This is a genomic window from Shigella dysenteriae, from assembly GCF_022354085.1.
In the GTDB taxonomy this organism is placed as follows: Bacteria; Pseudomonadota; Gammaproteobacteria; order Enterobacterales; family Enterobacteriaceae; genus Escherichia; species Escherichia coli.
The window spans coordinates 2,549,210-2,561,169 of the sequence record NZ_CP055055.1 but is presented as its reverse complement, the minus strand read 5'-3'; the positions used below and the strand labels follow the sequence as shown (position 1 = coordinate 2,561,169).

The 11,960-nt window shown below is 48.3% G+C and carries 11 protein-coding genes; 1 reads left to right on the top strand and 10 read right to left on the bottom strand.

What is annotated here, in order from left to right:
• Positions 1-41: 41 nt before the first annotated feature.
• From HUZ68_RS12215 to HUZ68_RS12200, 4 genes are read right to left on the bottom strand one after another with little or no spacing between them, the layout of a single operon-like run.
• A complete protein-coding gene (locus HUZ68_RS12215; protein ID WP_033814675.1) occupies positions 42-335 on the bottom strand; it encodes a ferredoxin family protein in 294 nt (97 codons plus the stop codon).
• The gene (locus HUZ68_RS12210; protein WP_115740035.1) at positions 332-1,621 is read right to left on the bottom strand and encodes an FAD-dependent oxidoreductase; all 1,290 of its coding nucleotides are present in this window, start codon (positions 1,619-1,621) and stop codon (positions 332-334) included. The genes HUZ68_RS12215 and HUZ68_RS12210 overlap by 4 nt, the downstream gene beginning before the upstream one ends.
• Before the next feature lie 55 nt (positions 1,622-1,676).
• A complete protein-coding gene (locus HUZ68_RS12205; protein WP_000080709.1) occupies positions 1,677-2,615 on the bottom strand; it encodes an electron transfer flavoprotein subunit alpha in 939 nt (312 codons plus the stop codon).
• Between the two features lie 19 nt (positions 2,616-2,634).
• Positions 2,635-3,399 (bottom strand): electron transfer flavoprotein, encoded by a 765-nt coding sequence (locus HUZ68_RS12200; RefSeq protein ID WP_001549257.1) that lies wholly within the window; start codon positions 3,397-3,399, stop codon positions 2,635-2,637.
• A gap of 315 nt (positions 3,400-3,714) precedes the next feature.
• Here HUZ68_RS12200 and HUZ68_RS12195 point away from each other — a divergent pair, with 315 nt between their 5' ends.
• Entirely contained in the window at positions 3,715-4,626 is a 912-nt protein-coding gene (locus HUZ68_RS12195) for an AraC family transcriptional regulator (protein ID WP_097489808.1), read from the top strand.
• A gap of 42 nt (positions 4,627-4,668) precedes the next feature.
• Here the strand turns inward: HUZ68_RS12195 and HUZ68_RS12190 are convergent, their stop codons facing one another.
• The 6 genes from HUZ68_RS12190 to HUZ68_RS12165 form a co-directional block, all read right to left on the bottom strand.
• Positions 4,669-5,820 (bottom strand): acyl-CoA dehydrogenase, encoded by a 1,152-nt coding sequence (locus tag HUZ68_RS12190; RefSeq protein ID WP_239593888.1) that lies wholly within the window; start codon positions 5,818-5,820, stop codon positions 4,669-4,671.
• 13 nt (positions 5,821-5,833) lie between these two features.
• Positions 5,834-7,429 carry an acyl CoA:acetate/3-ketoacid CoA transferase gene (locus tag HUZ68_RS12185; RefSeq protein ID WP_077039209.1) on the bottom strand — a complete coding sequence of 532 codons (1,596 nt, stop codon included), beginning with the start codon at positions 7,427-7,429 and terminating at the stop codon, positions 5,834-5,836.
• A 144-nt stretch (positions 7,430-7,573) separates the two neighbouring features.
• On the bottom strand, positions 7,574-8,332 hold the full coding sequence (gene aroD / locus HUZ68_RS12180; RefSeq protein ID WP_115740034.1) for a type I 3-dehydroquinate dehydratase: 759 nt from the start codon (positions 8,330-8,332) through the stop codon (positions 7,574-7,576).
• Positions 8,333-8,362: 30 nt separating this feature from the next.
• On the bottom strand, positions 8,363-9,229 hold the full coding sequence (gene ydiB, locus HUZ68_RS12175) for a quinate/shikimate dehydrogenase (RefSeq protein WP_000383469.1): 867 nt from the start codon (positions 9,227-9,229) through the stop codon (positions 8,363-8,365).
• A gap of 11 nt (positions 9,230-9,240) precedes the next feature.
• Positions 9,241-10,506, bottom strand: coding sequence for an MFS transporter (locus HUZ68_RS12170; RefSeq protein ID WP_032184339.1), 1,266 nt, complete (start codon positions 10,504-10,506; stop codon positions 9,241-9,243).
• Positions 10,507-10,732: 226 nt separating this feature from the next.
• Positions 10,733-11,947, bottom strand: a complete 1,215-nt coding sequence (locus tag HUZ68_RS12165; RefSeq protein WP_239593887.1) for an MFS transporter — start codon at positions 11,945-11,947, stop codon at positions 10,733-10,735.
• Positions 11,948-11,960 lie beyond the last annotated feature (13 nt).

Genomic DNA, 11,960 nt, shown 5'->3' with positions numbered 1-11,960 from the left:
CAGAACATCAGGCCCGAGATGCGGGCCTGTGGGATGCATGATTAGCCGTAGCGAAAATCAATACCGAAGGTGCCTGCGGGATATTGCCACTGTTCGAGAATAGTGTTACCGCACAGCACCCGACAGGTGCCGCACTCCAGACAACCGGCAGAATCAAAATGAATGTTGCCGGCGTCATCCTGCTTATAAAGTCCGGCAGGGCAGGCTTTCATTAATTTTTGAAATTCATTGATATCGGGATTTGCCGCCAAAATGATATGCGGGTGGCCCTCATCAACATGGAATTTATTGACGCCTAATTTGATGTCGACGTTAACCGTAGTGTTCTGGCTCATAGCGCGGTTGCTCCCTTAATGCCATCTTTCAGCAAGTTGATTAGCCCAATTTTCTTCGCGTGTCCCATGATCATTTTGCGTACCGGCTGGTTTGGTTTGCCGTCAATGGTGAACATCTCGTTCATGATGTCGGCTACCATTCGTGGGTATTGGCTAAACAGGCGCGGGTTTTCCATCAGCGCCGGGATCTTGCGAAAATGCTGCATATCACGCATGACGCAGCTTTGTTCCAGCTCACGTTTGTATTGCGCAAGACTGCTGGCGGAGAAATCCGCGCGTTCTTTGGCGGCGATCACCGTTGTGGCGGCAGCCTGAGCCGATGCAATGGCTAAATCCATGCCGCGGACCGTAAAACCCAAATTCAGGCAGAAGCCTGCGGCGTCACCAACGATCATCACGCCCTCGTTAACCAGTTGCGGCACCATTGCCAGACCGCCTTCCGGCACCATATGCGCGGAATATTCAAGCAGTTTGCCACCGCTAATCAGCGGGCGAATGGCGGGGTGTTGTTTAAAATCTTCCAGCATTTGCGGCACGCTTTTTTGCGCATGGGCGATATCACCCAATCCACAAACCAGCCCCAAGGATATGGAATCCTTGTTGGTATAGAGAAATCCCCCGCCCATCAGGCCGTCAGAAGGGGAACCGGCAAACAGCCAGGCGGCACCTTCCTCGCCCGTAATATTAAAGCGATCGTTGATCTGTTCTGGTGTGAGGCCAATAACCTCTTTAACACCAACAGCGTAATGATGCGGATCGGAAGCGGGAACCATTCCCAGCGAGCGGCCAAGCATCGAGTTAACGCCATTAGCCAGAATCACCACATTCGCTTCGAGAATATCATCCCCAGCCTGCACGCCAGTGACCTTGTTTCCTTCACGAACCAGCGTATCGACGCGAACGCCCGGGATAAACTGTGCGCCCGCCTGCTCGGCTTGTTCCATCAACCACGGGTCCAGACGATTACGCAATACGGTATAAGATGCGTGTTGCGGAACATCTGGTTGCTCGCGGTGAAAATCGAGGGTAACGGCGCTTTCTTCGGTTAAGAAGGAGATTTTCTCGCGTGTGACCTTGCGTTCTACCGGCGCTGATACTGCAAAGCCTGGAATGATTGCTTCAAGTGTGTGGGCATAAAGACGCCCGCCGGTCATGTTTTTACATCCGGCACTGTCGCCGCGTTCTATCACCAGGACATCCAGCCCGGCTCGCGCCATGACCAGTGCGGCAACGCTACCAGCAACGCCCGCACCGACCACAATGGCATCAAATTTGTCATCCGACATGCGTTATGCTCCCTTCCCGCTGCGTTTACAGCGGGAGATGTGGTTGAAAGGGGAATTAGCGGCTCAACTGGCTAATCAGGGCAGGGACGACTTTGTAGATATCGCCCACCAGACCGTAGTCGGCATAGTTGAAGATTGGCGCATTTTTATCTTTATTGATGGCGACAATCACTTTTGCGCCGTTGCCGCCAACCATATGTTGGATCTGCCCGGAGATCCCCAGCGTCAGGTAGAGATCGGATTTCAGCAACACGCCGGAGACACCGATATAACGTTCACGCTCCATCCAGTTCTCGCCTTCGGCAATTGGACGTGAACAGCCGACTTCAGCATTCAGCACCGCCGCCAGTTCGTGGACCATTTTCAGGTCATCCTGCGCCGCCAGACCACGACCGACGCCAACCACACGTTTTGCTTTGCTCAGGTCCACGCTGCTTGCGGCTTTCGCACGGCGTTCGCGACAGAGAATTTCATGACGCGGAGCAACGTAAGGTACCGTTTCTGTCGGGCACTGATGAGAGGTATCACTGGTGCACGGTTCCTGAACACCGGGTGCAAGGGTAATGATCGCCAGCGAGCTGTTGATCTTTTCCTGAGCGAACGCTAACCCGCCATACATCCGGTGTTCGGCGCAAATGTGACCATCGACAATATCCACCGCCGTGGCATCGTTCACCAGCGCCGCATTCAGTTGCACACTTAACCGTGCTGCCAGCGCTTTACCACGTTTCGTCGCGGCCAGTAGCAACATAGCGGGGTGTTTATCTTTCAGCAGAGCAGCAATGCTTTCGGCGTAATTTTCAGTGCGTTGCAGCGCGTCGTTTTGCTCAAGAACATAAATACATTTTGGACCATAAGGCATAACTGCCTGCGCCTGGTCGGTATTTTGTACAATGGCATACACCTGTTGGCCCCATTGCTGAGCGCCGCCAAACAGTTCAGCATAACGTTCAGGATTATCGCTAAAGACCCAGACGCTGTTTAATTGACTCATCGTTTCTTCTCCGTAGGCTTCAGTTCAGGGCTTTCTTCAGATGTTCCGCCAGCTCGGCAATGGCCTCCGGCGAATCGTTATCGAGAATGATGTGCTTACGTTCTGTTTGCGGCGGTACGCGAATGCCGGTCAGTTCAGCAAGTGGTGCGCTCTGGCTCCAGCCAATATCACTTGCCTGCCACTGATTTACCGGTTTTTTACCCGCGCCGAGAATGGCTTTCATCGAAGGAATGCGTGGCACGTTAATATCGGAGGTGACGCAGAGCACGGCTGGAACAGAGAGTTCAATAACTTCAACGTTATCTTCAAGCGTGCGTTCAATCACCAGTGTATTGCCCTGACGCTGAATAGCACTCACTGCATTAATCACCGGAAGTTGCAGAATTTCTCCGACCAGCAAGCCAACCTGCTGGGCATAAAGGTCGCCGGAACCTTCACCAAAGATCAGTAAATCGAAGCCGATCTTTTCAACTGCTGCCGCCAGCGCTTTTGCGGTATCGAGAGGCAGTGCATGTTCAAGTTGCGCATCCTGCACCAAATACAGGCTGTGCGGCCCGCGGGATAACACGTCTTTGCGCACTTTCGAGTTCTGCAACAATGAGCCGCCAACGGTCAGCGCGGCTATCTCATCGTCATCTGTTGCAAGCTGGCTTGCAGCTTCAATGGCATTGAGATCGAACTGGCTGATTTTGGCGTCGGCATTGTCGAAATTCAGGGTATATTCTGGAGTGACAACAATGTCCTGTTCTTCAGGCACCAGCTTAAAGCAGGTTATTATTTTCATGATTTCTCCTGTGAGTCGCATACGGAACCATCTCCGATGGAAGGTAAAAATGGCCTGAAAATAGTGTGCGATAGCGGTGCGGGGTTTTCGACGGAGCAAGCTGTTTTCCTTGCCAACAATCTTGCAAAAAAAATGCGATCGCTAAAACAAAAGTGCAATTTGCGGCAATATAGTTATTCCATGACCGTACAATCTTGCATTCAGTGTAAATAATCTTGTTTAGCTCTCGCTAAACGCGTTTGTATAACCGCAATACACGCCGTATTTTATCCGGCATATATTGTTTTTGCTTGCTCATGGAATAGGGAGGTTGTCATGTATCAACGCTGTTTTGATAATGCCAGTGAAACGCTGTTTGTCGCCGGTAAAACGCCACGGCTTTCACGTTTTGCATTTAGCGATGATCCAAAATGGGAGTCTGGACATCACGTTCATGACAATGAAACCGAGCTGATTTACGTCAAGAAAGGGGTGGCAAGGTTTACCATCGATTCTTCGTTATATGTCGCGCATGCAGATGATATAGTGGTGATAGAACGCGGCAGGCTGCATGCGGTGGCCTCTGACGTTAACGATCCGGCAACGACGTGTACCTGTGCGCTGTACGGCTTTCAGTTTCAGGGGGCTGAGGAAAATCAGCTACTGCAACCGCATTCTTGCCCGGTAATTTCCGCAGGGCAGGGAAAAGAAGTCATTAAAACCTTATTTAATGAGCTAAGTGTGATTTTGCCGCAAAGTAAAAATAGCCAAACATCTTCGTTATGGGATGCATTTGCCTATACATTAGCAATTCTTTACTACGAAAACTTTAAAAATGCTTATCGTTCGGAGCAGGGGTATATTAAAAAAGATGTTCTGATAAAAGATATTCTTTTCTATCTGAATAATAATTATCGCGAAAAAATCACTTTAGAACAGTTATCGAAAAAATTTCGTGCCAGCGTCAGTTATATTTGCCATGAATTTACCAAAGAGTATCGTATTTCCCCTATTAACTATGTTATTCAACGGCGTATGACGGAAGCGAAATGGTTACTCACTAATACTGAATTATCACAGGCAGAGATCTCCTGGCGTGTGGGTTATGAAAATGTCGATCACTTTGCCAAACTGTTTTTGCGCCATGTCGGCTGTTCTCCCAGCGATTACCGCAGGCAATTTAAAAACTGTTTTGCGGAACAAGAAATCTTATCTGAATTTCCTCAACCGGTAAGTCTTGCCGGGTAAATCTGGCGGCGCACTTTGTTAAGAAGCTGCGCCGCCTGCAGATTATTTGTTCTGATAGTCTTTCAGGATCTGCCGACCTGCTACGTAAATCATAATTTCGTCTGTACCGCCGCCAATACGTTCACAACGGACATCACGCCAGAAGCGAGAGACGCGCGCCTCATCGGTATAGCCCAGACCGCCCATGATTTGAATCGCATCATCAATGACTTCCATTGCGGTACGTGCGCAATACAGTTTTGCCAGCGCCGCGCTGGTGCGCAGTGACTGATGCTGATCGGCTTGCCATGCCACTTTCAGCACCATGTTGCGCATGTTGTCAATCTTAATCGCCATCAGCGCCAGTTTTTCCTGGATCATCTGGTTATGACCAATGGGTTTACCAAAAGCGATACGCTGGTTGGCATAGCGAGCGGCATCTTCAAAGGCACACTCGGCAAAGCCGGTGCTGCGCGCGGCGTTGATCAGGCGCTCCATCTCAAAGTTGTACATCACGTTGAGGAAACCCATTCCTTCTTCGCCCACCATGTCGCTCTCTTCAACTTCCACGTTGTCGAGATAGACTTCGCAGGTGCTGAGCATATGCCAGCCGATTTTATGCAGCGGGTTAATCTTAATGCCGGGCTTACTGGAGTCGACCCACCACAGGGTGAAGGCTTTTTTGGGATCTTTCGGTTCAGGATCGCGCGCCAACACCAGCATATATGGGTACTCTTTCGCACCGGTAATAAAGGTTTTCTGTCCGTTGATGTAAACCTTGCCGTTTTTACACGTGTAAGTGGTGGTGGCGCTGTTGTTATCTGAGCCAGCACCTGGTTCCGTCAACGCCAGGGCATAGGCGGGATCACCCGTTTCCTGGGTGCTCTCTGCCGTTTTACGTAGCTGCTCTGCAGAACCGAAACGGCGCATACTGTGAATACATTGACCGTTGGTGATCAAAAATGCCGGAGCACCGCATTTTGACACTTCCATCAGCGCCAGCATCTGGGTGACGTAATCCGCAGGGATACTACCAAATTCTTCCGGCACGCCAAGCATGGAAATACCGTTATCCGCCAGTGCCCGCATAAATTCACGCGGGTATGTCCCGTTTTGATCGCAGGTGCGGAAATACTCTTCCGGAAAGTTAGTCGTAATCAGTTCGCGAATACTGGCCAGCAGCAGTTCTTGTTCTTCAGTTAAAGAAAAATCCATCGTGATACTCCTGTTAATGAGCCGCTTCAGGCAGGACAAAACCCATCGCCGCATCGATAAATAATCTTTCGTCCATCAGTTTGAGTTCTGGCGAAATCACTGGGGTGAAATCCATTTTGTCGAGAATATCTTTTTGTAAATCGACGCCAGGGGCGATTTCGATTAAATGCAGGCCGTCTTCTTTCAGCGTGAATACTGCGCGCTCAGTGATATAACGAACATCCAGCCCTCGCTCGAGAGCGATTTTTCCGCTGAAAGTAATTTCCGGTAGTTCCCGAATAAATTTCTTCACCCGTCCTTCCTGGACGATATTTAATTTGCCGTCGGTAATTTCTGTTTTTAAACTGCCCGCAGTTAATGTGCCGCAGAAAATGATTTTCTTCGAAGTGGCACTGATATCAATAAATCCACCGGTGCCCATGATTTTACCATTGAATTTATGCACGCCGACGTTACCGTGCTGGTCGACTTCAGCAAAACTCAAATAACAAACATCCAGACCGCCACCGTGATAAAAATCAAACTGGGACGTCATATCCAGAATGGCACGGGTATTCACGTTCGCGCCAAAGGCGATCCCCTGTGAAGTAATTCCGCCAATCGGACCTGTTTCTACCGTCAGAATAAAGTCATCAGCACAACCTTCTTCTCGGGCGACCAGGCCAATGCCGTCAGCAATACCGACGCCGACATTCCCCACCGCGCCTTTACGCATTTCGAATAATGCGCGCCGCGCAACTAATTTACGTTGGTTTAGGGGCAGGCTAAGTTTGGTACTGTCATCAAGGGTGAAGTCACCAGAAATAAAGCGGTTAACCGGTGCACCGCCATACAGTTGGCTTTGATCCGGATCGACCACCACAATATCCACCAGATAACCCGGAATACGGACAGATTTAGGATGCAGCGTGGCTTTCTTAACCATTTTCTGCACCTGCATCATCACAATACCGCCGTTATTGTGCACCGCCTGGGCAATAACCAATGCGTCGAGATACATCACCTCATCTTCAAAAGTGGCGTAGCCTTCGCTGTCGCAGGTGGTAGCGCGAATGAAGGCGATATCTGGCGCAATCGCTTTGTAATAGAGATATTCTTTGTTATCAAACTCGACCAGTTTAATCAGGTCTTCTTTAGTGACTTCATTCAGTTTGCCGCCTTGCTGGCGTGGATCGACAAATGTCCCGATGCCAATATCACTAATAATACCAGGCTGGTGGGCTGCGGCGGCGCGTAAGGTTTGTGTAAGTACACCTTGTGGATAGTTATAAGCAATAATTTTATTTTGTTCTGCGAGTTCAGAAATACGCGGCGATTGTCCCCAGTGACCACATAATGCCCATTTCACCAGACCTTCTTGCGCCAGAGGACTAATACCACGGTCGGCGCGATCGCCAAGCCCTGTTGGACTAATAATCGATAAATTACGTGGCGTTTGAGTCTGTTTATATTTATCAGCAAGAGCAGTAATTAACGTGGTGGCTTCCAGAATACCGCCGCCAGCGCCTAACACACAAAGTGTTGCTTCGTCGGGAATATAATTCACCGCTTCCTGTGCCGACAGGACCGGCACTCGTCCATTAATACGAGGTGGTTTTACAGGTTTCATTGTTAATTCCTGATTCAGGTGTGATTTTCCCTACGCCAGATGGATAATTAGCGCACAGAGACTCACGAAATATTTTTATTAAATACGGTTGAATATGTTTTTTTAGTTCGGCGGGGGAGGATATTCCCGCCGAAATATTATTGCTTATGCCTGATGTAAAATAGTTAATACTGTGCGCAAATCATTTACCGAGATTTGCCCTGGCGCAGAGGCTTTTTTTACCGCACCAAAAGTTGCCGCCGAGCCAAATACTTCACCAGCCAGACGAGAAATTACGCCAGTTTTTGCCATTGACATCGTGATGATTGGACGATCGGCATACTGCTCCTGCATCTCCAGGGTCGCGGCAAGCAACGTCAGCACATCGCTGGTACTTTGCGGCATCAGCGCAATCTTAGGAATATCGGCGTCGAAGGACTGCATTTTGCGCAGACGGGCAATGATTTCTTCGGCTTCCGGCGTTTTATGGAAGTCATGGTTGGACATGACAACTTTCACATCATGCGCGTGGGCGTAGGCGACGGTTTCTTTAACCTGATCATCGCCGGTAAATAACTCCAGATCGATCATATCAACCAGGCCGCTGTCGATGGCTGCACGATTGAGAGCAATATAAGCCTCGGTGGAAATCGCCTGCTCGCCGCCTTCTTTGGCACTGCGGAAGGTAAACAGCAGCGGTTTTTCTGGTATGGTTTCACGGAGAATTTTTGCCGCCGCCATTACAGACTCCACATTGGAGAGGTCGGCAAAGTGGTCCACACGCCATTCCAGAATATCAAAGTCCGCTTCACGATAGGCGAGAGCTTCGGATTTCACGCGGGCGATATCTTTCGCCATCAGCGAGACGATGATTTTAGGTGCGCCCGTACCAATGACGAGATCTTTTACAGTTACGGTTTTCATTTTTTACCCTTTCTGCACGCGGTCAGCCTGTCAGGCACCGAACCCCATGACCTGTTTAACATATTCCAGAGGGAAATCTTTGCCAGTCCATAACGTGAACTGTTCAGCCCCTTGCCACAACAACATGCCGTATCCATCAATCGTTTTGCAACCAGCTTGTTGCGCCTGCTGCAATAACTTCGTCATATGCGGGTTATACACGCATTCAGTGACCAGCAGTCCCGGATGTAACAGACTGATATCATTAACCAATGATTCATTCTCAAGGGGTTTCATACCCACTTTTGTGCCATTGGTTAAAATGTCGGCGGAAGCCAGGGCTTCAGCAAAGGCTTGCTGATCGGCGAGATCGGTAACCGTGACGACACAATCGGTGTTTTCGTTAACCCGCTGCGCGAAGGCGAGGGCTTTATCGAAGAACTCATCCCGACGGTTAAAGAGTTTAATTTCTTTTAAACCTTCAATTGCCCCCTGCGCGCCAATCGCCGTTGAGGCACCTCCGGCCCCTAACAGCACCATTGTTTTGCCTTTGATATCAAAACCGCTCTCTTTAATGGCGCGAATATGGCCCGTGCCGTCGGTGTTATAGCCGCGCAGGTAGCCATCATCATTAACGATGGTGTTGATGGCACCCACCAGTTTGGCTGCTGGCGTTAATTCATCAACATATTCACACGCCAGTTGTTTGTTCGGCATTGATACACCAGTTCCGCGCATTTTTAGAGCTTTTAATCCTTCAATTGCTCCGGGAAAGCTATCGTTATCCACTTCGAAGGCCATATAGGTAAATGGCAATCCCGCTTTTTCTAAGGCTTTATTCTGCATTTCAGGCGATAAACTGTGGCGGATAGGATAAGCCATCAACCCAATCAATTCGTATTTTGCGGTAACATCCATAATTAACTCCTTTAACCTCTATGCTTAATTGTGTTTAACCGGGTGCTAAATTTGCGCTCGCCAAACCGCACATCATTCTCAGGAATAATAAAAACGCGGTAATAGCGGATAAAAACAATAATTGCGGTAATCAGGGCCAGCAGCGCGAAAGTAAAATCGAGAACAATGATATATTGCAGGCCGATGTTCGACAGATAACCGGTAATCAGCGGAATAACAAAGTTAGCCAGTCCACCCATCATCATATAAATACTGGTGACTTTGGCTTTGCTTTTTGGGAAAAACTCTGACATGACCGAAACACCGAGCTGTAAAATGCCGCCAGCTGCTGAGAAACCGATAACAAAGGCTCCGGCATTACACACCAGTGGAGAAGGGTACAGGTAGATAATGGCTGCTGTTATTGTTGCCAGTGCAGAGTTAAATACATTAGCCCAGATGGGCCGGACCATTTTTTTCAGTAGTGCGGCAAAAATAAAGACACAGACCAACGAGCCCATACTGTAATAAGAGATGGTTTTTAATGCCTCAGCTTCTGACATACCAGCAAAAGCCATCGCATATTTGGGCATCCACACCACAATCACATAAAAGGTCGAGAATGCAGCTACACCGAACAGTACCGATGAAACACCTTCCAGCCAGACTAACGGTTTGCTGTTCATTTGCGGTAATTCATTAGCTACGCTGGCGTCCACCAACTGGCTGGGGAATTTGCTTTTCAACAGCATCAGCGTGATCAGTACAAACAGAATACCCGGAATAATCAGCCCATAGCCGTACCAGATATTATTGAGCAACATATAGCTCACCAGCATTGGGTAGAACATTTGCCCGAATGACACCATCGCTTTAACCAGTATGACCGCCGAACCAGAGGCTTTCGGAAAGCATTCCATGAGCGCGGGATAGCCACCCGTATCCAGCGCTGAGTTAGCGATACCTACGCACACTGCCAGACAGTAGGCGAGAGTTAAATTCGGGCAAGCGGGAATACCAAAGAAGAATAGCAGATACATTATTACTGCCATTAATATCACCGCCCGGCGACCAAACTTATCGGAGATCACACCGAAGAATAAAATACTGATCAATCGCCCCAAACCGATACCGGAAATTAAGTAGGCAATGCCCGCGTTGTCAGTGGAAAACTTTTCCGCCAGAGATGACATATTTTGGGCAAGCGTAATAACACTAATGCCGTGCAGGAAGTAGCTGAAGTAAATACAAAGAACAGCCAGGATAAATGGCGTGCTGAAAGCCTTATTTTGAGACATTTTCACAGCTCCTTGCTGAAAGATAATTTCGTTACCGTACGTATTGTTCTCCGACGGTTTACATAATTACTATACTGAAGATGATTTTCCCTGGGTACATGGCATAAAGTTTATGTTTCCAGGAATATTGCATGTCATAGTTTGTTTTTGATCGCGATTTTCCTTAGTTAGCGCAGAAAGAGTTATTTATCCGTAAGATCTTGCATGACCTGAAAAGAATATTGCATTACCCACCCGGAGCGACATTTTCCTTTAGCGAGTGATACCGCGTTTTTTTGCGGCTGCGTAAGCCGATAAACAGTGCCAGTAAAAAGCCGATGGCAGCGATGGCGGTATCGAACCACATAATATCGGCAATACTTCTTTGGGACAGATGAGCCGTAATCAACGGAATAGTAAAGGTCGCAATACTGCCCGCACTGTAATAGATCCCTGTAGCTTTACCTTTAGCGTAAGGGAAACGTTCAGCCATTAACGTCAAGCCAATTTGCACAACACCTCCAGCAGAGGTAAAACCAATGACAAAAGCAAATATTATCACCACATAAAATGTGGGATGCAGGCAGACGGTAAACAGAGCAATAAATGAGATAAAGGTGTACAGCATCAGTAATGTTGTTGGGCGAACGGTATTACGAATGAGTGGAGCGGTAATAAATACACAAAGCAGCGAACCCACGGTGTAGATACTGAGTAGTTTGATCGACATAGTGTATGACATGCCTGCAACAAATTGTCCGTACTGTGCCAGCCACTGGCTAACCAGATAAAACGTTGCCATTGAGATATAGCCATATAAGGTATAACTGGCTAAATCGATAATTGAACAGCGATGTTCCGTAGAGCTGGTGGTTTTCTTTATGACAGGTAAGCGACGACCCGGATGGGGTGGGAACGTACAACGGTATAAAAACAGAGCGTTAATAAACATAATGCCTGCAGCAATCATAAAGGACCAACCGAACCACAGTTCAGCCCACACTAACAGGCTAATGATTAGCGGTAATAAAAATTGTCCGCTGGAAACAAATGCTTTAATTAAAATATTGGCTGTCCTAGGTGAACGTGGAAAAGCTTCCATCAAACTGGGATAAGTGCCTGCATCGAGAAAACTGTTTGCCATTCCCGCCAGAAAGCCAAAAACATAAGCGATAATGATGTTATTGGTCTGCAGGATGCCAAAAAAGAAGGCCATATAGCAGCACATCCCGAGCATGATAAAAGGGCGGCGACCAAAGCGATCGGATAATAATCCTGCAAAAAGCAAGACACTTAATCGACCAATGCCCAGCGATGAGATAACTATCGAGACACCCGCGGCATTAGTCTGCCAAAGTGTCTCCAGCGAGGCCATATTCAGGCTCATCAAAATGACGCCCATACCATGCACCAGGTAATTAAAATACAACCCAAGTGCGGTAGGGTAATAGGGATTTTTCATAGGTTCTACTTAG

Coding starts and splice junctions, on each gene's coding strand:
- ydiB (WP_000383469.1), bottom strand. CDS start 9,229: ATGGATGTTACCGCAAAATACGAATTGATTGGGTTGATGGCTTATCCT.
- HUZ68_RS12170 (WP_032184339.1), bottom strand. CDS start 10,506: ATGTCTCAAAATAAGGCTTTCAGCACGCCATTTATCCTGGCTGTTCTT.
- HUZ68_RS12210 (WP_115740035.1), bottom strand. CDS start 1,621: ATGTCGGATGACAAATTTGATGCCATTGTGGTCGGTGCGGGCGTTGCT.
- HUZ68_RS12165 (WP_239593887.1), bottom strand. CDS start 11,947: ATGAAAAATCCCTATTACCCTACCGCACTTGGGTTGTATTTTAATTAC.
- HUZ68_RS12200 (WP_001549257.1), bottom strand. CDS start 3,399: ATGAAAATAATAACCTGCTTTAAGCTGGTGCCTGAAGAACAGGACATT.
- HUZ68_RS12195 (WP_097489808.1), top strand. CDS start 3,715: ATGTATCAACGCTGTTTTGATAATGCCAGTGAAACGCTGTTTGTCGCC.
- HUZ68_RS12205 (WP_000080709.1), bottom strand. CDS start 2,615: ATGAGTCAATTAAACAGCGTCTGGGTCTTTAGCGATAATCCTGAACGT.
- HUZ68_RS12215 (WP_033814675.1), bottom strand. CDS start 335: ATGAGCCAGAACACTACGGTTAACGTCGACATCAAATTAGGCGTCAAT.
- HUZ68_RS12185 (WP_077039209.1), bottom strand. CDS start 7,429: ATGAAACCTGTAAAACCACCTCGTATTAATGGACGAGTGCCGGTCCTG.
- HUZ68_RS12190 (WP_239593888.1), bottom strand. CDS start 5,820: ATGGATTTTTCTTTAACTGAAGAACAAGAACTGCTGCTGGCCAGTATT.
- aroD (WP_115740034.1), bottom strand. CDS start 8,332: ATGAAAACCGTAACTGTAAAAGATCTCGTCATTGGTACGGGCGCACCT.